The following is a 21216-nucleotide window of genomic DNA, read 5'->3' on the forward strand; positions in this document are numbered from 1 at the left end:
ATGGCTGGATATCTCCTGAAGAATTGCGCAGCCGTGATCGTCGACGAAGGCAACGGGCCGGTCGTTCACCGCAATGTCGATCTCCTGACCAGCGGGCCGGCGATCGAGGCGATTGGCGGAAATCTCGGGGCGGACGCGCTGCCTGCCGGCACGATCCTTGAGGATGCTGCCGGCTGGTTCGTCTATCCCGGTCTGGTCAATACCCATCATCACTTCTTCCAGTGCTTCGTGCGCAACCGCGCCGATCTCGACTGGACGAAGCTCTCGGTGATCGAGTGGCTGGACCGCATCTACCCGATTTTTTCGCAGCTTAACGAGGAGTGCTTTTACCACTCCTCCGTCACGGCGATGGCCGAGATGGTCAAGCATGGCTGCACCACGGCTTTCGACCATCAGTACAATTTTCCCCGGCACGCTGGAAAGCGGCTGATCGACCGGCAGTTCGAGGCAGCCGAGCTGCTCGGCATGCGTTTCCACGCCGGCCGTGGCGGCAACACCCTGCCGAAGTCGGAAGGCTCGACCATCCCCGATGAGATGCTGGAAACGACCGACGAATTTATCGCCGACTGCGCCCGACTGATCGACACCTATCACGATACCAGCCCCTACAGCATGCGGCAGGTCGTGGTTGCGCCCTGCCAGCCGGTGAACTGCTACCGTGAGACCTTCGTGGAATCGGTGGCATTGGCGCGTGATCGCGGCGTCATGATGCATAGCCATGTGGGCGAAGGCGAAAGTCCAGTCATTCAGGCTCGCCATGGCATGCGCACGGTCGACTATCTGGAAGAACTCGGCTTTGCCGGACCCGACGCCTTCTATGCCCATTGCTGGGAGTTGACCCACGACGAACTCAGGAAGATGGCGGCCAGTGGCACCGGCGTCGCGCATTGCCCGGAACCGGTCTATCTGGTCGGCGCAGAAGTCACCGATATTCCCGCCATGGCCGCTTTCGGCCTGCGTGTCGGCCTCGGCTGCGACGGCGCTGCTTCCAACGACAATTCCAACCTGATGCACTGCCTGCACTCCGCCTATATGCTGCAGTGCCTCGTATCCTCCAGCCGTGCCCATCCCGTGCCGCCTCCGGTCGATTTCCTCGGCTACGGCACCACCGGGGGTGCCAGCCTGCTCGGCCGGCGCGATATCGGCCGGCTCGCGCCTGGCATGGCCGCTGACCTGTTTGCGATCGACACACGCCGCATGGACTATGTCGGCACGCGGCACGACCCGCTGAGCCTGATTGCCCGCGTCGGGATCGGCATGGCGACTGACATGACCATGATCAATGGCCGCATCGTCTGGCAGAAGGGCGAATTCCCCGGGCTCGACGAGGCCAAGCTCGCTGCCGATGCGGAGGCCGCACTATCCGCCGTGGAATTTTAAAAAAACCAAAAGAGGGAACTGAGACCATGACCAAACTGACCCGCAGAAACCTGATGACGGCCGCTGCCGCCACCGGCCTTGCCGGTGTGCTCGGCAGCCGCCTTGCTTTGGCCGCGGACGAGCCGCTCGGCATCACGCTCGTCGTTCCGTCGCCGATTGGCGATGTCGGCTGGGGGCATGCACTGGCCGCCGGTCTCGAGCCGATCAAGGCTGCTTACGGCGATAAGGTGAAGGTCACCGTGCTTGAGAATATCGCGGAAGGTCCGGATGCGGACCGCATCATGAACAAGACGGTCGCCGACGGAAACAAGTTCCTGATCGCCGGCTCTTTCGGTTATCAGAACGGCGCCCTGCAGATCGCCCGCCGCGATCCGAGGGTTACGGTCCTGCATGCTTCCGGCTTCCAGGTTGCTCCGAACTTCTCGCCTTTCGCCGCCAAATATTTCCAGGGCACCTATCTGCTCGGCATGGCTGCCGCAGCACTTTCCAAGACCGGCAAGCTCGGCTCTGTGTCCGCTTTCGCCATTCCCGAACTCATCACTTCGATCAACGCCTTCACCCTCGGAGCCCAGGCCGTCAAGCCCGATATCGAGGTCTCGGTGGTGTGGGTGAACTCCTGGTTCGACCCGGCCAAGGAGCAGGAAGCCGCCAAAGCCCTGATCGCGCAGAAGTGTGACGTGATCTTCTCAAACGCCCAGGACACCCCGTCCGTCATCTCGGCCTGCGAGGAAGCCGGCGTCTACGCCTTCAACCTCAATTCCTCGATGAAGAAATATGCACCGAAAACCTATCTCGGATGCATCTCGACGGACTGGTCGCCGTTCTTCAAGGCATCGGTCGACGCCCACCTTGCCAGCACCTTCAAGGGCGCCAATGCGTTCCTCGGCGTTGCCGACAAGGTCGTCGAAGTGGTCGACTGGAGTGCGGATGTTCCGGCTGACGTGATGACCAAGATCAAGGAAATCGAGGCAAAGATCGCTGACGGCAGCTTCTCGCCCTTCACCGGGCCGATCATCAAGGCCGACGGCAGCGAAGGTGTCGCATCCGGTGCAACCATGGCCGACGCCGAGATCATCGCCATGAATTGGCACGTCAAGGGCGTGTCCACGCCACTGCCGAAATAAGTCATGACGACCCCGCTCCTGTCGCTGCGCGGCATTTCGAAGAGCTACGGCCAGATCCACGCCAATCAGGCCATTGATCTGGACGTGGCTCCGCAATCGATCCATGCGATCCTCGGAGAAAACGGGGCGGGAAAATCGACGCTGATGAAGCTGATCTACGGCGTCGAGCAACCGGATGGCGGAGACGTCATCTGGGAAGGAAAACCCTTGCGCCTTGCCTCACCCGCTGAGGCAAGGCGCAAGGGTATCGGCATGGTCTTCCAGCACTTTTCGCTGTTCGAGACCTTGACCGTCCTGGAGAATATTCGGCTGGTCGTGCCGGGGCGGAAGGCTGAGCTCAAGGAACGCATTCGGGCTCTTGGACGGGAGTTCGGCCTTGAAGTCGATCCGCTCGCCCATGTGCATGCGCTGTCTGTCGGCGAGCGGCAGCGGGTGGAGATCATCCGAAGCCTGATGACCGATCCGAAGCTGCTGATCCTCGACGAGCCCACTTCCGTCCTGCCGCCGCAACTGGTGGAGAAGCTCTTCGATACACTCCGCCGGCTGCGCGACGGCGGCGTGTCCATACTGTTGATCTCCCACAAGCTCGAGGAAATCCGGGCAATCTGCGACCGGGCGACGATCCTGCGCGGCGGGCGGGTGACCGGGGACGTCGACCCGCGCGAACATGACGCCCATGACCTTGCCCGCATGATGATCGGCCGCGACATGCCCGCCCCCATCTCGGCGCTACCGCTGTCTGGTGGCGAAAAGCGGCTGGAGATCATCGGTCTGGACTATCAGCCCGACGATCCCTTTGCGGTGTCGCTCTCCGGCATCAGCCTCGAAGTGCATGCCGGTGAAATCCTCGGGATCGCCGGTATTTCGGGAAACGGCCAAAGCGAGCTCGCCACGTTGATTTCGGGCGAGACGGTGCTGGGGCGCGACCAACGCGATCGGATCTACATGATGGGGATCGACGTCGGCAGGCTCGATGCCGCCGCGCGACGGACGCTGGGATTTGCCTTCGTGCCGGAAGACCGGCTCGGACGCGGCGCTGTGCCCGAAATGTCGCTCGTCCTCAACAGCCTGCTGACGGCCCATCCGCTCAAGCTTTTGCGATACGGTCTGGTCGACGGGACGCGAGCCACTGCGTTCACCCATGATTGTATCCGTCAGTACGATGTCCGTACACCCGGCCCGGATGCCGAAGCCGGGACGCTTTCCGGGGGCAATCTACAGAAGTTCATCGTTGGCCGGGAAATCATGCTGGCACCCAAATTGCTGTTCGTGGCGCAACCGACGTGGGGTGTCGATATTGGCGCCGCATCCGCCATCCGCAGCCGCCTGGTCGCATTGCGCAATCAGGGGATGGCGATTCTGGTGATTTCCGAGGAGCTGGAAGAACTGTTCGAGCTCTGCGATTGCATCCAGGTACTGTATCACGGCCGGCTCAGCCCGCCGCTAAAGACGCGGGACACGGAGCCCGAGGAGATCGGCCGATACATGATCGGGGCACAAGCCTCGCCTGAGAAAGTCCAATGATGAGTGCTTGGTTCCTTGCTTTCGTTCCCACCCTGGTCCGCCGGGAGCGCGCTTCGCTTGCCGCGACCTTGCTCGCGCCCGTCATGGCGCTTGTCATAGCGATCGCCCTCAACCTCGGCCTTTACATCTTGATGGGCCGTGACCCCGTCGCGGTCGTCTATGCGATGCTTTTCGAGCCCTTTCTCTCCTGGGCGTCATTTTCGGAAGTGCTTTTGAAGGCAGGTCCGCTGCTCCTGATCGCCCAGGGACTGGCGATCGGCTTTCGCGCCAAGGTCTTCAACATCGGCGCCGAAGGCCAGTTCATTCTCGGCGCGATCTTTGCCTCTGCCATTCCGGTCTGGTTTCCTCAGGCAACGGGCCAGTGGATTTGGCCGGCAATGCTGCTGCTCGGCGCCATCGGGGGCGCACTTTGGGCTTCTCTCACCGCCTTCTGGCGCATGCGCCTCAACGCCAATGAGATCCTCGTTTCGCTGATGCTGAGCCTCGTTGCGGCGCAGCTGTTGAACTACCTGCTGCTCGGCCCCTGGAAGGATCCGAACGGCTTCAACTTCCCCCAGTCGGTGATGTTCCAATATGATGCGATGGTGCCAACGCTGATTTCCGGCACGCGCCTCAACGTCTCATTCCTGATTACGCTCGTCTTGTCGGTTGCGGCCTGGGTTTTCATGCAGAAGAGCTTCATCGGCTACAAGCTACAGGTTGGCGGTCTGGCGCCTCGGGCCGCCGGCTATGCCGGCTTCAAGGAGGATTGGGCAATCTGGCTTTCGCTGCTGATCGGCGGTTTTGCTGCCGGCCTTGCCGGGGCCGCCGAAGTTGCCGGTCCACTCGGCCAGCTGCAGCGTTCTGTCGCGAGCGGCTATGGCTATGCGGCCATCATCGTCGCCTATCTCGGTGGCTTGAATCCGATCGGCATCGTGGCCTCGGCGCTGGTCATGGCGGTCATTTACATCGGTGGCGACAATGCCATGGTCTCGGCTAACCTGCCGATCGCCGCTGTCCGGGTCTTCCAGGGCAGTCTGTTGCTCGCTTACCTGATCGCCGTCGCCTTCGTGCGCTACCGCCTTGAATGGCGCCGCGCCGCCCACCGGAGCCCGTCATGAACGCCATCGAGTTCATTCTTGCCGGCATGCTTGCGGCTGCGACACCGTTTCTTCTTGCGGCCCTTGGCGAACTGGTGGCCGAGCGCGCCGGCGTTCTCAACCTCGGGGTCGAGGGATTGATGGCCTTCGGCGCCGTGCTCGCCTTCATCGTCGTCTATCAGGGCGGCGGACATCTCCTGGGCTTCGTCGTCGCTGGGCTCGGCAGCGCTGTCCTTTCCCTGCTCTTCGCCTTCGTCACGCTCGGATTCCGGGCAAATCAGGTGGCAGCGGGCCTTGCCATCGGCATTCTCGGTCAGGGCCTCTCCGCGCTTTTCGGCAAGACCTATGAAAGCCTCACGGTCAGGGGACTTCCCAAGCTTGCCCTTTCCGGGCTTTCGGAATTACCGGTTGTCGGCGGCCTCTTCATCCAGGACATCGTCGTGTGGATTTCGCTCGCCGCGACTCTCGCTCTCTGGGCCATATTTGCCCACACCAAGCTTGGCCTCATCGTCCGCGCCGTTGGCGAGAACCCCAAGGCCGCCCACGCCATCGGCTATTCGGTAATCTCAGTCCGCGTCCTCGCCATCGCCTTCGGCGGTGCGATGGCCGGTTTCGCCGGCGCCTATGCGTCGGTGGTCTATACGCCACTCTGGGCCGATGGAATGATTGCCGGGCGCGGCTGGATCGCCATCGCCCTCGTTGTCTTCGGGACTTGGCTTACCGGCCGGATCTTCCTCGGAGCCTGCCTCTTCGGGGCGGTCTCGTTGATGGGGCTTGCAGCCCAGGCAACCGGACTGGACGTTCCCTCGCAACTGCTCTCGAGCCTGCCATATCTCGTCACCATCATCGTGCTCGGCATCATCTCTGCGGACCGTCGTCTACTGAAACTGAACGGCGTCGCTTCGCTCGGCGAACCATTCGAGCGATAAAGACGCGGGCGCGCTGTGGCACGCCTGCAAGACGCCCCTGGTTAGCCGCGATCACGCTTCTTTCGGCCGTGCGCCTCAAATTGGACGAGCAGTGACTTGAGTTCGATCTCACGAATGCGTCGCGCCGCTTCATCAGGGCTTACCCATTCGAGAACACGCTGGCCCTGCTCCTTGAAGTCACCCCTGATCTCCGTGACTTCAACCTGAAACACGTCGACAATGCAGGGCGCCACGTCGCCATTCTCGAGTTCTTTCAGATAGGTGTAGTAGCCGACCGGCTTCTTCCTCACCGCCCCGCGCACGCCTGCCTCCTCCCACGCCTCGATCGCCGCAGCTTCGAAGGGTTTCTTCCCTTTCATCGGCCACCCTTTCGGGATGATCCAGCGTCCGCTCTCGCGTGATGTAACCACAAGGATTTCGACCTGGGGTCCTCCATTGCTGTAGCGGAAGCAAAGAGCGCCGTACTGTTGACGGAATGCACCGGAGAACAGCTTGGCGGGAACGGTCGCAAGCTGCCGAAGCAATGTCTGGGACTTGTCTGGTCGGGGCTCCGGGCTTTTTTTGGTAGACTTCATAGTGATTGGCTTGCCGATTTGCCCGTTGCTTCAATTGCCTGAGCGTGTTTATGACAGATTTATGACAGTTAGCCACACTGAAGGGTCCGTTGGCATGATGAGTATTTCTCGCAAGCTGATGCCACGGGAGGACAGGTTCTTGAATTGCTCACCGCTTCGTCGAAGCCGCGGAGGAGACGCTGCGAAACAACTGGGCGTTCTTCGTAAGAGGGCTAATGGGGCCTGATTTTAGGCGTCACGCCCCCTCTACTCTCCGGCCGTTGCAAATATCGCGCTGGCATCGCTGACAACTTCTACAGGAGCATATGCCGCCTGCCCCGCGGCCGCGGCTTCCGCGTAGATGATCGCGGTCACGATCCGGCCGTGCTCCTCATAGGATTTTGCCAGACGCCCGGGTAAACGGAATTGTGCCCGTCGAAAAGGTGCCAGGCGCGCCCGCGTCTGCATCACCATCTCGAAGACATGATGAAACAGATCGGACCGCTGGCGATATTGAATCGTTGGAGGGAGCCGACCAATCGCGGCATCGCGGTTGGCAAGTCTCGTCCCGATTTGGCCCTGTCACTCAAAGAGGTCTAAGCGGCTTTCATTGCCAATGCCAGTTGTCGATGCGCAATGAGATCTTCGATCGTGATGAGATGCAGGCCGTGGCGTTTTGCGAATATCTCCAGATCCGGAAGGCGGGCCATGCTGCCATCATCGTTTGCGACCTCGCAGATGACGCCCGAGGCAGAAAGACCGGCGAGCTTAGCAAGATCGACAGCCGCTTCTGTATGTCCGGGGCGAGAGAGCACACCGTCTGGATGCGCCCGAAGAGGAAAGACGTGACCAGGACGCGCGAACTCTTCAGGACGTGACCCTTCGCCGACCAGCGCTCGAACCGTCGCGGCGCGATCGGCGGCGGAGATGCCGGTGGTCGTCTCGGGAATGTAATCAACCGAGACGGTGAAGGCAGTCTTCAACATTTCTGTATTATTGGGCACCATCAGCGGGATCTGCAGTTCGTCCAGCCGTTCGCCTTCCATCGCCACACAGATGAGACCGCGGGCGTAATTCATCATGAAAGCGATTGCCTGTGGGGTAATTGCTTCGGAAGCGATGACGAGGTCGCCCTCATTCTCCCTGTCGCGATCGTCTACGACGACGACGATTTCGCCGCGCGCAATTGCGGCGACCGCATCTTCGATTTTGGAAATTGCCATCTTCTCTGCCTTTCAAGGGTTAGCCGCAGCGTGCGGCATACATGGCCTATCAAAAGCCACCAATTTCCCTTGGGCGAACAAGCATATGAAACACCGCGAGCCGAGCGGTGCCCTCTGCGTTGCTCTCTTCCATCCGGACTATGACCGTCGGCTCCGGCATCTCACCGGATCTGCTGACCCTTCGCTTTCACGAAGGCGCTCGCGGGCTCCGAGTTGCCTCGATACCGCCGGTGGGGAATTGCACCCCGCCCTGAGAACATTACCTAGATAGATGATGAAGGCCTTGTTCTGCAAGAGGTTGTGTATAGATTTCGCCGCGGGAATTGCCTCGCAGGGGTGAAAGCACCGTTTCCTATTGCCGAACGGAGCTAGGACATGATCAGGCCGCCATCGACATTGATGGTCTGACCGGTAATGTAGGCTGCATCGTCGCTGGCAAGGAAGGTGACGAGACCGGCGACGTCTTCGCCGGAACCGGCGCGCTTCATCGGGATGCCTTCGACCCATTCCTTCATCAGTTCGCCGGGTCCGTAATTGCCGAGCAGCTTGCCCCATGCGTGGTCGTTATAGGCCCACATGTCGGTCTCGATGATGCCCGGGCAGAAGGCGTTGACGGTGATGCCGTCGGTCGCGACTTCCTTGGCAAGGCTCTGGGTGATGCCGACGACGCCCATCTTCGAGGCGGCATAATGCGGCGTATAGATGAAGCCGTCGCGCGCCTGGCCGGAGGCAGTGTTGATGATACGGCCGCCGCGGCCGTGCTTGCGTATGCGGGCGATCGCCTCCTGGGCGCAGAGGAACACGCCTTTGGTGTTGACGGCCATGACCTTGTCCCACTCGCCCTCGGTCAGATCCTCGATGCGGGCGATAGTGATGACGCCGGCATTCTGAATGGAAACGTCGACAGCGCCGAATGCCTGCTCGGCTGCGTCATATAGGGCCTTGACGCTAGCCTTGTCAGTGACGTCGCCAACGAAGGAAATTGCCTTGCCGCCATCGGCCTTGATCTGTTCGGCCACGCTATGCACGCTGTCTTCATTGGCCGAAACGACGAGATTGGCGCCTTCGCGCGCAAAGCGTTTGGCGATCCCAGCCCCGATACCGCGGCTTGCGCCGGTAATGATGACGGTCTTGCTTTCAAATCGTTGCATTCTCTTTTCCCTTCAACGGTGCCGGCATGAGCGCGCCGATCTGTAGGTCGGCGGTACATGCCTCCTCACTCAGGCTTCAAACGGCCGCAGAAATAATCCCAGCGAATTCCGACGCCTTCAGCGAAGCGCCGCCGACCAGCGCTCCGTCCACATTGCGAAGCCCGAATATCGCTTGGGCATTGGATGCCTTGACCGAGCCGCCATAGAGGATCTTGACCGAACGACCATCGCTGCCCAGCCGCTCTTCGAGTATCTGCCGGATCGCGGCATGGACCTCCTCGATCTGTTCGTTGGTCGGCACCAACCCGGTTCCTATCGCCCAGACGGGTTCATAGGCGATGACGAGATCCGCACTCGTCGCTCGCTCTGGGATGGATTCCCTCAGCTGCCCGCCAACCACTTCGATCGCCCGGCCCTCGTCTCGCTCATGCCGCGTTTCACCGACACAGACGATCGCAATCAAGCCCGCTCTATGCGCGGCAATAGCCTTTGCAAGGACGATTTCATCATCTTCGCCGTGAGACAGACGGCGCTCGGAGTGTCCGAGGATGACATAACGCGCACCTATATTGGCGAGCATTTCGGCAGAAACATCGCCCGTATGGGCGCCTGACTGTTGAGCATGGCAATCCTGCGCGCCAATCGCCAGGTTCGAATCCTTGGCGCGTTCGACAGCGCGGTCGATCAGCGTGAAGGGCGGGCAGACGACGATATCGCACGCCGCCTTGCCCGTTAGTTCCCTCAGCGCCGCGATCTCTGCCAGGGAGGAGGCGAGACCGTTCATTTTCCAGTTGCCTGCGATCAGCCTGCGCATGGGCATCACCAGCAGCAGAAGCCACCGTCGACGAGCAGATCGACGCCCGTCACGAAGCTTGCGGCATTCGACAGCAGGAAGACGGCCGGACCGACCATCTCGTCGACGCCAGCCATGCGCTGCATCGGCGTCTGCTCTTCAAAGAGCTTTGTCTGATGCACCATCTCCGGCCGGGTATTCATCGGCGTTGCGGTATAGCCTGGCGAAATCGTGTTGACGCGGATGCCACGCCCCACCCACTCCATCGCCAGCGATTTGGACATGTGGATCACGCCCGCCTTGGAAGCGTTGTAATGGGCCTGACTGAGACCTCGATTGACGATGACACCGGACATGGAGGCGATGTTGACGATTGAACCGCGGCCGTTCTTCAGCATGGCGCGTGCTTCGGCCTGGCAGGACAGGAAGACGCCTTTCAGGTTGATGTCCATCAGCGTCTGATACTGGTCCTCTTCCATTTCCTCGGCGGGGTTGGCATTGGCGATGCCGGCCGCATTGACGGCAAGCGAGAGGGCGCCGAGATCGGATTCGGTGCGGGCGACAGCATCGGCCAAAGACGACTTGCTGGTCACATCGGCGGCGATTTCAATCGAGCGGCGGCCGACAGCCCTGATATGGCTGGCGGTATTGGCAAGACCGTCATCGCTGCGGCGATCGAGAAGTGCCACGTCGGCGCCGCACTGGGCAAGACCGATGGCGATCCTTTGCCCGATGCCGCTGCCGGCGCCCGTCACGATGGCAACCTGGCCACTGAGATCGAATAGTTTCGGTGCGTTCAGAGAGATGTCGGACACCGCTCTTCCTTTCTGTCTTTACCTAGATTGTCGCCAGTTCCATGACCGAAACGTCGTTCGCTTCGTCACGCTTCAAAATGCCTGCCTGTTTGCCCTGCGCCAGCACGAGAATCCGGTGTGATACGCCGAGAACCTCTTCGAGATCGGAGCTTACGACGATGACCGCGACGCCCTGTTTGGCGAGGTTCACAATAATATCGTAGATTCCGGCGCGGGCTCCGACATCGATGCCTCGCGTAGGCTCATCCAGCACCACGACTTTCGGATCGCGCATCAGCCATTTGGCGATGACGACCTTCTGCTGGTTGCCACCCGAGAGGTCGGAGGCAAACTGCTCCGCACGCCCCTTGACGCCGAATTTCGTCACCGCCTTTTCGGCGAAAACGCGTTTCACGCCGGAGGTGAGCCAGCGCCCGCCAAGCTTGTCGAGATTGGCGTAGATGATGTTTTCGCTAATCTTGTGCGCAACGACGAGGCCCTGGTCCTTGCGATCTTCCGGGACCATCACGATGCCCTTGGCGATCGCATCCGCTGGGCTGCGCAGCTTCAACGCCTGGCCTTCCAGCCGGATCGAGCCGGCGCTGATTGGATCGGCACCGGAAATCGCACGCACGAGCTCGGTGCGGCCGGCACCGACGAGGCCGGCAATGCCGAGGATCTCGCCCGCATGAACGTCGAAACTCACATCCCGGAAGGAATCGTCCGGCGACGTCACCCCAGAGACCTCAAGGACGGGCCTGCTGGTCGGCTCGGGAAGCGTCGGAAACATGCGATCGAGCGAGCGGCCGACCATGCTTTCGACGATCGTGCGCACCGGCGTCGAGCTGTCAGCAAATTCATGGACACGCTCTCCGTCGCGAAGCACGACGATACGGTCGGTGATCTGCTTGATTTCCTCCATGCGGTGGGAGATGTAGATGATGCCCACGCCCTCGGCGCGGAGCTTGCGTATCTGCTCGAACAGGGCTTCCGTCTCAGCCCCGCCAAGGGCTGCCGTCGGCTCGTCGAGGATCAGGAGTTTTGCATTGTGCGCCAGCGCCTTGGCGATCTCGATGAGCTGCTGGTTGGCGGTCGAAAGACCGGCGACCCTTCGGGTCGCGGAAATATGCAGGTTCAGCCGCGCGAGCTGTTCCTGGGCGCGGCGGACCATCTGGGTGCGGTCGACTACGCCATTCTTCATCGGCCAACGTCCGATAAAGACATTTTCAGCGATGGATAGATGCGGCAGAAGCTGCAGTTCCTGATGGATCAGTACGACGCCCTTGTCGATCGCCTCACGTGGAGCGGCCGGGGCATAAGGCTGCCCCAGCCATGTCATCGTACCCTCGGACGGTGTGCGTGATCCGGCGATGATGCCCGATAGCGTCGACTTGCCGGCGCCGTTTTCGCCGAGAAGTGCCACCACCTCACCGGGATAGACGTCCAGGTCCACGTTTTTCAGAACCTGGAGCGCTCCGTAGCGCTTGGATATCCCCCTCAGGGAAAGAACCGGCTCGGTCACAGCACACCTCCTCGAGATTTCGACTGATTACGGATGGTTGGCGATGAAGCCTGCCACGTTTTCCTTGGTCGTCAGGGTGGCATCGAGAAGCTGGACCGGGGGAACCTTTTCGCCGGCGACGAGCTTGATGGCGTTGGCAACCGCATCGCGGCCCATCTTCTGTGTCTGCTGTGTCGCGGTCACGTTGAAGACGCCCTTGCTGAGCGCTTCGAGAGCTGCGGTGTCGCCATCGAAGCCGCCGACGACAATCTTCTGGGAAGGATTGGCAACCTTGATCGCCTGCGCGGCACCAAGGGCGAGGCCGTCGGCTTGGGCGAATACGATCGAAACGTCCGGATTTGCCTGCAGCATATTCTGCATGATCTGAAATCCTTCATCCTGGCTCCAGATGTTCGAAAACTGCTCGGCGACAACCTTGACGTCCGGATATGCCTTGAGAGATTCACCGCAACCCTTCGAACGATCAACTTCCGGCGTCGTGCCCTTCTGGCCGTGGATGATGACCATCTTCCCCTTGCCGCCGGCTTCCTTCAGGATGTAGTCGCACACCGCCTTGGCAGACGCGACGGAATCCGTTGCAAGGAAGGTATCGCCGGGTGCTCCCTCGGCGTTGCGGTCAACGTTCACGACCGGGATGCCAGCGCTCTTGGCGAGTTTGACCGGCACGGTCGCAGCCGCCGCACCTGCCGGAATGTAGATCAGCGCGTCGATTTTCTGGGTGAGAAGATCCTGGATTTGATTGACCTGCGTCGGTCCGTCGCCCTTTGCGTCGACCGTGATGACTTCGATGCCGCGCTTCTTGGCTTCGGCTTCGACCGATTGCTTGATCTGGTTGAAGAAGTTTGCCTGAAGGTTGGCAACGGCCAAGCCGAGCTTCTTCAGTTCCGCCGCGTGTACGGGGCCGAGCGTGAGGCCGAGCAGTGCAGCAGACGCGAGCATGGTGCGCGCAATTTTCATTGTATTTCCTCCGTTGTTTGATGGAACCCTCGGGTGTGTCCTCCCCCTCGGGGTATTGATCCGCCCCAAACCTTTAGAGCGGAATTCCAGGCCCGCCGACGTGGGCGCCCCCGTTCGTCAGGCGCGACGCCGACGAATAGTCTCCGTGCCGACCGCGAGCACGATGACGATGCCGATGATCACCTGCTGCAGGAACGGCGACACATTGAGAAGATTGAGCCCGTTGCGAAGGACGCCGATGATAAGAACACCGATAAGTGTTCCTCCGATACCGCCCGCGCCCCCCGAGAGCGAGGTCCCGCCGATGACGACGGCCGCGATCGTGTCGAGCTCATAGCCGAAGCCACTGGACGGCTGGGCGGAGTCGAGACGGGCGGCAAGAACGATGCCGGCAAGACCCGCCAGAACGGCGCTGGCGACATAGACGAGAATGGTCACGAGCTGGACGTTGATGCCGGCAAGGCGTGCCACTTCAGGATTGCCGCCGACCGCATAGAGCATGCGGCCTTCCGCGCGGAAGTGAAGGAAGATCCAAGCGGCCGCCGTAACGGCAAGCATCAGGAATACGGTTGCGGTCAGAACGCCGAAATGACGATCGATCGCCAGCATCATGAACCAGTCTGGAAAGCCGACGATCTGCTGGCCGTCAGTGATCATGTTCGCCACGCCGCGTGCGGCCGACATCATCGCTAGCGTCGCGATAAAGGCGGGCACCCTGAACCAGGTGACCATGATACCGACGATCAATCCGCTGATCATCGAGGCAATGAGCGCTAACAGGATCCCGACGCCAAGCGGCAGGCCGGCGATATTCGCCGTCCAGCCCATCACCATCATCGCCAAAGCGAGAACCGAACCGACCGACAGGTCGATGCCCCCGATCAGAATCACGAAGGTCATGCCAACTGCCATGATCCCGAGCACGGTGATCTGGTCGAGAATGTTCAGACCATTGCGGACGGAGAGAAATGCATCGGTGCTGAAGGTCAGGAACAGGCAGAGCAAGAGCAGCCCGATGAGCGGGCCGGTTGCTCCCGTGAGCTTGCTGACCCACGTGCCGGACGGACGGCTCTGTTCATTCACGTCGATCGCCACCATTGTTCCTCCCTGGGATTAAGGCCGGCGGCCAATATTTCCTCAAGCACGAATATTTATTCATGCCTGCTGGAAAATTCATTAACAACTTGCTTAGATACTGTCAACTGGCTTTTCGGACGCTGGACAAAGCACAACGGCCAATAAGGGGCTTGACTAAGGCTGGTTGTATGCAAAAATATAACCATGTGAATATTTATGCAAGAGGAACCGATGGAGCCTTCCGAACTTGAACATGTTGCTCGCCAGATACGTCTGCGCGACCTCCAGGCCGTATACGAGGCAGGTGCCGGCCATATTGGTGGCGAGATGTCGGTGATCGATCTGCTCACCGCGCTTTACTTCCGCGTGCTGCGTATCTGGCCCCATCAGCCCAAACATCCTGATCGCGACAGGTTCGTGCTGTCGAAGGGTCACACGGCCTGCGCGCTCTACGTGGTCCTCGCCAAGCGGGGCTTCATTCCGGAAGAGGAAATCGCAACCTTCCTTAAGCCGCATTCCCGGCTGAACGGTCATCCGAACTGTAACAAGGTGCCGGGCGTCGAAACCAATACCGGGCCTCTGGGACACGGACTGCCGGTCGCTGTCGGCATGGCCAAGGCGGCGAAACTCTCAGGCGCGAAATACCACACCTATGTCATCACCGGTGACGGTGAGATGCAGGAAGGCTCCAACTGGGAAGCCATCATGGCCGCCTACCAGTTCCGCCTGGACAACCTGACGCTGGTGATCGACCACAATCGATTCCAACAGGGCGCCTCTCTCTCGGACACCAACGATCTCGCGCCGCTTCGCCCCAAGCTCGAGGCCTTCGGCTGGGAGGTTAGCGAAATCAACGGGAATGACATGCACGCGATCGTGCCCGCTCTCGAGCATCGCAGTGACCGTCCCCATTGCATCGTCGCGCACACCAACAAGGGCCATGGCATCTCGTTCATGCAGGATCGCGTCGACTGGCATCACAAGGTTCCGAGCAAGGAACAGTATGAAACCGCATTGGCAGAACTGTCGGAGGCACTCCAATGAACGCGCCCGTAAACCCACCGAAGCTCTTTGATTGCCGCGATGCCTTTGCCGCGACGCTCGAACGGCTGGCGGCCGAGAATGAAACCATCGTTGCCGTCTGCAACGACTCGGTCGGCTCCTCCAAGCTCGGCGGTTTCAAATCGAAATTCCCTGATCGCCTCGTCAATGTCGGCATTGCCGAACAGAACATGGTCGGCGTCGGCGCCGGTCTCGCCAATGGCGGACGCCTGCCCTATGTCTGCGGCGCTTCGCCGTTTCTGACCGGCCGGTCGCTCGAGCAGATCAAGGCCGACATTTCCTACTCCAATGCCAACGTCAAGCTCGTCGGCATTTCCTCGGGCATGGCTTACGGCGAACTTGGTCCGACCCATCATTCGATCGAGGACTTCGCCTGGACCCGCGTGCTGCCGAACCTGCCGGTCATCGCGCCATGCGACAGGATAGAGACTGCCGCCGCCGTGGAATGGGCCGCAAGCTACGATGGTCCCTGCTTCCTGCGCCTGTCGCGCGTCGGCGTCCCGGATCTGCTGCCCGAGGGCCACAAGTTCGAAGTTGGCAAGGCGAACCTGCTGCGCGAAGGCTCCGATGTCACGCTGATTGCCAACGGCACGCTGACCCACCGCATCGTGAAGGCCGCCGAAATCCTGGCAGAGCGCGGCATCAAGGCGCGCGTGCTCAACATGGCAACCGTTCGTCCGATCGATGAGACCGCCATTATCGCGGCTGCCAACGAGACCGGTGCAATCGTGACGGCTGAAGAACATTCAATCTTCGGCGGCCTCGGTTCCGCTATCGCGGAAGTGGTCGTCGACAACGCGCCCGTGCCGATGAAGCGTCTTGGCGTTCCCGGCATATACGCGCCGACGGGTTCGGCCGAATTCCTCCTCGACGAATTCGGCATGGCGCCGGCGGCGATCGCCGACGCGGCCCAGGCGCTGATCACGCGCAAATAATCTGATAGCAGGTCTATTGGGCCGGGGCGTGCATCCGCCTTGGCCATTGTCCGAGGAGACGATGATGCGGGCTATTCTGGCAATCGATCAGGGCACCACCAATTCGAAGGCAGTTCTGGTTTCCGAAACAGGGGAGGTGTTTGCCAGAGGCTCGGCCACAGTCGGCATCTCCTATCCGCAGCCAGGCTGGGTCGAGCAGGATGCCCGCCGGATCTTTGCCTCCGTTTGCGAAGCAATCGAGTCCTGCCTGAAGAAAGTTTCCGACGTCACTATCGAGGCAGTGGCGGTGTCCAACCAGCGTGAATCTGTCACGATGTGGGATGCAGAGACCGGCGAGGTGCTCGGCCCCGTGCTCAGCTGGCAGTGCCGCCGCACCGCGCCGGACTGCGAGCGCCTGATCGCCGAAGGGCATTTGGACCGCGTGCAAGCTCTTACCGGTCTGCCGCTCGACCCCATGTTTCCCGGGTCGAAATTCCGCTGGCTGCTCGATCGCGTTCCGGCCGGGCACCGGGTGCGTCTAGGCACGATCGACAGCTGGCTAATTCATTGCCTGACGGATGGACGCCGCCACGTCTGCGATGCCTCCAATGCCGCCCGCAGCCAGTTGTTCGACCTCAATGGCCAGGTCTGGAGCGAGGAACTCGGCCAAATTTTTGGCGTCGATATCGCCCTGTTGCCCGAAGTGCTTGACAGTGCTGCCGATTTCGGCACGACGCGGGGGCTTCCCGGCATCGCAGATGGCACGCCGATCCGCTCCGCCATTGGCGACAGCCATGCGGCACTCTTCGGTCATGGCGCCTTCAAGCCCGGCGATGGCAAGGTGACGTTTGGAACCGGCTCCTCCGTCATGACGACATTGCCGCGCTTCATCGCGCCACAAAACGGCATCACCACGACGGTCGCCTGGCGGATCGCTGGCGTGCCGACTTTTGCCTTCGAAGGCAATATCCTTGTTTCGGCCGCGAGCCTTCCCTGGATGGCCGGTATTCTGGGACTTGCCGATGTGGCCGCCCTCGTCGACCTTGCGGCAACGGCCGAGCCGGGCGGACCGGGATTCGTGCCGGCCTTCGTCGGCCTCGGCGCCCCCTATTGGAGCTCCGACGCGCGCGCTCTCTTCGCTCGGATCAACTTTTCCACAACCCGCGCCCAGATGGCACGCTCAGTAACGGATTCGATCGCCTGCCAGGTGCATGATGTGATCGCCGCAATGCGCGCCCAGAGTGGCGGAAAGCTCGGCGCTCTGTATGTCGACGGCGGCCCGAGCCAGAACCGCTTTCTGATGCAATGCGTTTCGAATCTGATCGAGCATGCTGTGATCCAGTGCGAGGCACCGGAGGCCTCCGCTCTCGGTGCCGCCTATCTCGCCGGGCTTTCACTCGGGCTGTGGAAGGATCTCGACGCAATCGAGGCACTGCCCCGAAGCACCGCAGTCATCCGCCCCGAAGAGATCGATCGCATCGGCCTCCTCAATACATGGAATGATGCGTTGGCCCGCTCGACGTTGCGACCGACACCGGTTAAATGTGAATAAAAATTCAAGCCGGTATCGCCCATGTCCCGACTCAACGAACTCCGCCTGATTTCCAGGGTTGCCCAGATGTACCACATCGAAGGGCGGCGGCAGGCGGAGATAGCGCAGCATCTGCGGCTTTCCCAGGCGACGGTCTCGCGAATGCTGAAGAGGGCCGAGGCCGAGGACATCGTTCGCACGAGCGTCATCCCCCCCGTCGGGACCTATAGCGAACTTGAGGGCGGGCTGCGCGACAAGTTCCAACTACCGGAAGCCATCGTCGTCGAATGCACCGAAGACCGGGACGGGGCCATCATGGCCCGCATTGGTGAAGCCGCGGCCCATATGCTCGAAGTGACGCTTTCACCCGGTGAGATCATTGGCGTGTCGAGTTGGAGCCAGACGATCTTCAAGATGGTCGAAAACATCCATCCGCAGAAAAGTGCCCAGGCGAAATATGTCGTCCAGACGCTCGGAGGGATGGGCGATCCGTCAGTGCAAACACACGCGACACAGCTCACCACGCGGCTGGCACGCCTTACCGGAGCTGAGCCGAAGCTATTGCCCGTGCAGGGCGTCACGACCTCGCGCGAAGCCAGGCTGCTGATGCAGTCCGACCCTTACGTGCGCGAGACCATGGACCTCTTCGGCAGCATCACTCTTGCGATTGTCGGCGTTGGTGGTGTTGAACCATCCGAATTGTTGGCGCGATCCGGCAACATCTTCTCGTCGCGTGAACTTGCTGACCTCGAGGAGGCCGGCGCGGTTGGAGACATCTCCCTACGATTCTTCGACAAGAATGGCCGATTGGTGAAAACGCCCCTCGATGACCGCGTCATCGGTCTTCCTATCGAAGATTTAGAGCGGGTCGATCGGGTAATTGCGCTCGCGGGGGGTGCAAAGAAGACTGCTGCTATTGCAGGAGCCCTTCATATCGGCGTCATTGACATGCTCGTGACCGACAAGTTCACTGCTGAACGACTGATCAGCTACTAGGATCAGGGCGTCCACCGCGGCGATAGATTGGACATCCCAATTGAGAAATTTGTCCGCCAGCTATCTCCAATACCGGTCGCCTTGAAAGGAGATGAACCGGCGATCCGCGCGTTAGGCACGGATTATTTGTGCTACTGTCCGTCATCATCACTCGAATTTATGGGCTTAGGAGCCGTTCTTGCTCATTGAACACATGGCGAACTTTTGTCAGGCCAGATCATCGGCCGCGATGTGAGCGACCTCGATGATCCGAAGCAAGGGTATTTCCGCGAGCACATTCGCCTCGCGGACGCGTTCGGCAGAAGGCGCTTCGAAGAGACAGAAAGACTTCTCCTCTGAGGGAACGAACGTCGAGCGCAAATAGCGCACCGGCTTACCTTCGTCCGTCAACTTGGCGGTGACAGCCTTCGCACGAGACGCGGCTGCGGTGAGTTGTTCCGGAGTGATGCCAGGCAAGTGTCTTTCAACCATATACTGTGGCATGATAGTCTCCTTCGGCGTGAGACAGGCGGCGGCGAAATATTCACGGCCACCATCGTCCAAACTATAGCTTTTCGCGGTAGAAAACGGAATGAATATCTATTTCGCCGCCGTGTTTACCGATCTGGTCCGCCACTCAGTAGCGTGGGCCAGAATGCCTCGCGACAACATCACCCACGTCATCGCGGAGCACCGCTACTTGTCGCAGTCCCTGGCAAGCCAATATGGCCGAAGACACGAGAATTTCACCGGCGACGGACACCTCTATTTGTTCGAATCCGCGGACGTAGCAGTGCACTTCGGGCTGAAGCTCATTGCCTATTGGAAGCAGCGCCGTCGGTCGCTGGTGGCCGCACCGAGCGCACAGGACATGCCGATGCGTGTAGGATGCCATTTCGGCGAATGCTTTAGGATGGCGGACGAGGACGCGTGGATTGGACGTGCGATCAACATCGCAAAAAGGGTGGAATCGAACGCTGAGGCGGATTCGCTGTTCGTGACCCAAACGATCCTCGAACTGATCGACCTCCCCGTCTATCAATTTGTCGAGGCTGGCTTTTTTGAACTCCGGGGTGATTTCCTTCCGCAGAGGCAGCTTTACAGAGTGTCATCGATAGACAGCTTGGCACTTTCTGCGCGATCGGAAGAGGCGATGACGGCGGAGGACTGGTTCCTCAAGGGCGTAAGCGTTGCCAACCAATCGACTGCAGGCGTCGATGAGGAACTGCGGTGCTATAATCGAGCTGTCCAACTTCGAGCATCGTATCCGGAAGCCCACAATAACCTGGGGGTTCTGCACAAAACGATCGGAAATCCCGTTTTGGCTGATGAGCACTACCAGGAAGCGCTCCGCCACTGGCCTCAGTATCCTGAGGCACATTACAACTACGCGATCCTTTTGGAGGCGCTTGGCGAACACGCCGAAGCGGCTGCGCACTATCGCGAGGCTATCCGGTCGCGGCCGGATTACGTCGACGCCTGGCTGCGGTATGCGGGCCTTTTGGAAGCGACGGGCAATCGGTTTGAAGCGGAGCGGCATTTTCAGGAAACCCTGCGCTTACGACCGGGCTTCGCTGAGGCCCACAACAATTATGGCGTCTTCCTTGAGCGGAAGGGTAATACGGCGTCGGCGCAGTCACATTATGCAGAGGCCTTGCGATTACAGCCCGACTACGCCGAAGCCCACTACAATCTCGCGTCGTCCCTCGAGTTGAGCGATCCAAGCCTGGCCGAGGATCACTATCGCGCGGCCATCTTCGCCGATCCAGATTACGCCGAGGCCCATAACAATCTGGCCGTTTTGCTTCACGAAGCCGGTGATCTGGATGCCGCCGAGGAGCACTATGCCAATGCCTTGAGGCTTCGACCTGACGACCAACAGACGAACTACAATCTCGGCCTGCTTTCCCAAGCTAAGGGGGACAATGACCGGGCGGAAATGTTCTTCAAGCGCGCAAGAGAGGCCAACGCTCGACAATGAGCTCCTTGACGCTGTCCGGAGCTTCCGCCACACCCATCACATCATCGCGTGGCTCGGGCAGGCGAAGGATAGCAAACGCGACGGTTTGTGGGCGTTCACCGCTCCCCGGCGAATTTCCGCATTTCGGCATCGCACCACTGCTGCCTCAGCTTGCTCTTGGACAGGGCGTCGCAGACAGGCGGGTCGTTTACGACGGGTTCGTCCATCGAGTGGTAGGCATTCCCGATCGTCACAGACCAGGTGAGGGCCAGTTTCCGGGCTCAGAGTTTCGCCCAACGCGTAACAGTTCATCGGAGATCTGCGCCAACATCGAAAAGGTAGTGAAGAAAAACAGCTAGTCGAGCTTTACGGGCTGCCCATGAGGCGTCCGCAAATAAGCTTCCTCCCACGCGTGCTCACGTTCGTGAAGCTCTGCCGCAGACACCTTCCCGTCGTTGGCCAGCAGCCGTTCCAGCGCAGAAAGGACAGCTCCAAAATAGGCTTCCGAGTTATCGGCCGCCCCCCTTGCAGCTGACGCGCTTATCTGCGCGCCGAGCGCCTCGGCCCACGATTTAGAAGAAACCTGTCCGGACTTGACAAGCAGGTCCGCCATGGCCATCGCCTGCGCATGCCACGGCTCAAGAAACGGCGGCTCCCCGTCGCGCAT

20 protein-coding genes, 1 pseudogene and 1 riboswitch are annotated in these 21216 nt (G+C 60.5%); of the genes and pseudogenes, 10 read left to right on the top strand and 11 right to left on the bottom strand.

All coding sequences use genetic code 11. The features are described 5' to 3' along the window. The 5 genes from EFB14_RS29600 to EFB14_RS29620 are packed head-to-tail and all read left to right on the top strand — an operon-like array spanning position 1 to position 6036. On the top strand, positions 1–1380 hold the full coding sequence (locus EFB14_RS29600; protein WP_126830167.1) for an amidohydrolase: 1380 nt from the start codon (positions 1–3) through the stop codon (positions 1378–1380). 26 nt (positions 1381–1406) lie between these two features. After that, the gene (locus tag EFB14_RS29605) at positions 1407–2504 is read left to right on the top strand and encodes a BMP family ABC transporter substrate-binding protein (RefSeq protein ID WP_125847555.1); all 1098 of its coding nucleotides are present in this window, start codon (positions 1407–1409) and stop codon (positions 2502–2504) included. 3 nt (positions 2505–2507) lie between these two features. Further along, complete coding sequence (locus tag EFB14_RS29610; protein ID WP_126830169.1) at positions 2508–4028, top strand: ABC transporter ATP-binding protein; 1521 nt, start codon at positions 2508–2510, stop codon at positions 4026–4028. Beyond that, positions 4028–5128, top strand: a complete 1101-nt coding sequence (locus EFB14_RS29615) for an ABC transporter permease (protein ID WP_126830272.1) — start codon at positions 4028–4030, stop codon at positions 5126–5128. Before EFB14_RS29610 ends, EFB14_RS29615 begins: the two co-directional genes overlap by 1 nt. After that, positions 5125–6036, top strand: coding sequence for an ABC transporter permease (locus EFB14_RS29620; RefSeq protein ID WP_126830170.1), 912 nt, complete (start codon positions 5125–5127; stop codon positions 6034–6036). Before EFB14_RS29615 ends, EFB14_RS29620 begins: the two co-directional genes overlap by 4 nt. Positions 6037–6077: 41 nt before the next feature. Here EFB14_RS29620 and EFB14_RS29625 read toward each other — a convergent pair whose 3' ends face one another. From EFB14_RS29625 to EFB14_RS29665, 9 genes and pseudogenes are all read right to left on the bottom strand, one after another. Continuing rightward, positions 6078–6611, bottom strand: coding sequence for an NUDIX hydrolase (locus EFB14_RS29625; protein WP_126830172.1), 534 nt, complete (start codon positions 6609–6611; stop codon positions 6078–6080). A 246-nt stretch (positions 6612–6857) separates the two neighbouring features. Then, positions 6858–7076, bottom strand: a pseudogene (locus EFB14_RS29630) (FCD domain-containing protein); the annotation flags it as partial. A 110-nt stretch (positions 7077–7186) separates the two neighbouring features. After that, on the bottom strand, positions 7187–7813 hold the full coding sequence (gene ribB / locus EFB14_RS29635) for a 3,4-dihydroxy-2-butanone-4-phosphate synthase (RefSeq protein ID WP_126830174.1): 627 nt from the start codon (positions 7811–7813) through the stop codon (positions 7187–7189). A gap of 117 nt (positions 7814–7930) precedes the next feature. Beyond that, positions 7931–8075: riboswitch (FMN riboswitch) on the bottom strand. Positions 8076–8181: 106 nt separating this feature from the next. Continuing rightward, positions 8182–8964: a glucose 1-dehydrogenase gene (locus tag EFB14_RS29640; protein ID WP_126830176.1), complete on the bottom strand. Its 783-nt coding sequence runs from the start codon at positions 8962–8964 to the stop codon at positions 8182–8184. Between the two features lie 76 nt (positions 8965–9040). Further along, positions 9041–9778 (bottom strand): triose-phosphate isomerase, encoded by a 738-nt coding sequence (gene tpiA, locus EFB14_RS29645; RefSeq protein WP_126830178.1) that lies wholly within the window; start codon positions 9776–9778, stop codon positions 9041–9043. 5 nt (positions 9779–9783) lie between these two features. Continuing rightward, complete coding sequence (locus EFB14_RS29650; protein WP_125847569.1) at positions 9784–10572, bottom strand: SDR family oxidoreductase; 789 nt, start codon at positions 10570–10572, stop codon at positions 9784–9786. A 22-nt stretch (positions 10573–10594) separates the two neighbouring features. Continuing rightward, positions 10595–12073, bottom strand: a complete 1479-nt coding sequence (locus EFB14_RS29655; protein ID WP_126830180.1) for a sugar ABC transporter ATP-binding protein — start codon at positions 12071–12073, stop codon at positions 10595–10597. A 27-nt stretch (positions 12074–12100) separates the two neighbouring features. Continuing rightward, positions 12101–13030 (bottom strand): sugar ABC transporter substrate-binding protein, encoded by a 930-nt coding sequence (locus tag EFB14_RS29660; RefSeq protein WP_125847572.1) that lies wholly within the window; start codon positions 13028–13030, stop codon positions 12101–12103. A gap of 117 nt (positions 13031–13147) precedes the next feature. Continuing rightward, positions 13148–14128 carry an ABC transporter permease gene (locus tag EFB14_RS29665; RefSeq protein ID WP_125847574.1) on the bottom strand — a complete coding sequence of 327 codons (981 nt, stop codon included), beginning with the start codon at positions 14126–14128 and terminating at the stop codon, positions 13148–13150. Between the two features lie 210 nt (positions 14129–14338). On the opposite strand from EFB14_RS29665, the gene EFB14_RS29670 reads away from it, so the two are divergent. From EFB14_RS29670 to EFB14_RS29685, 4 genes are all read left to right on the top strand, one after another. Further along, positions 14339–15151 (top strand): transketolase, encoded by an 813-nt coding sequence (locus tag EFB14_RS29670; RefSeq protein WP_125847576.1) that lies wholly within the window; start codon positions 14339–14341, stop codon positions 15149–15151. Further along, on the top strand, positions 15148–16104 hold the full coding sequence (locus tag EFB14_RS29675) for a transketolase family protein (protein WP_126830182.1): 957 nt from the start codon (positions 15148–15150) through the stop codon (positions 16102–16104). The genes EFB14_RS29670 and EFB14_RS29675 overlap by 4 nt, the downstream gene beginning before the upstream one ends. Positions 16105–16168: 64 nt before the next feature. Further along, positions 16169–17635, top strand: coding sequence for an FGGY family carbohydrate kinase (locus EFB14_RS29680; RefSeq protein ID WP_126830274.1), 1467 nt, complete (start codon positions 16169–16171; stop codon positions 17633–17635). Positions 17636–17656: 21 nt separating this feature from the next. Next, positions 17657–18610, top strand: a complete 954-nt coding sequence (locus tag EFB14_RS29685; protein WP_126830184.1) for a sugar-binding transcriptional regulator — start codon at positions 17657–17659, stop codon at positions 18608–18610. 207 nt (positions 18611–18817) lie between these two features. On the opposite strand, the gene EFB14_RS29690 is transcribed toward EFB14_RS29685, so the two are convergent. Beyond that, a complete protein-coding gene (locus EFB14_RS29690; protein WP_028748181.1) occupies positions 18818–19093 on the bottom strand; it encodes a DUF4242 domain-containing protein in 276 nt (91 codons plus the stop codon). Positions 19094–19181: 88 nt separating this feature from the next. Here EFB14_RS29690 and EFB14_RS29695 point away from each other — a divergent pair, with 88 nt between their 5' ends. Beyond that, positions 19182–20570 (top strand): tetratricopeptide repeat protein, encoded by a 1389-nt coding sequence (locus tag EFB14_RS29695; RefSeq protein WP_126830186.1) that lies wholly within the window; start codon positions 19182–19184, stop codon positions 20568–20570. 334 nt (positions 20571–20904) lie between these two features. On the opposite strand, the gene EFB14_RS29700 is transcribed toward EFB14_RS29695, so the two are convergent. Further along, entirely contained in the window at positions 20905–21216 is a 312-nt protein-coding gene (locus tag EFB14_RS29700) for a nitrile hydratase accessory protein (RefSeq protein ID WP_125847588.1), read from the bottom strand.

It is taken from the genome of Rhizobium fabae (assembly GCF_003985135.1).
In the GTDB taxonomy this organism is placed as follows: domain Bacteria; phylum Pseudomonadota; class Alphaproteobacteria; order Rhizobiales; family Rhizobiaceae; genus Rhizobium; species Rhizobium pisi.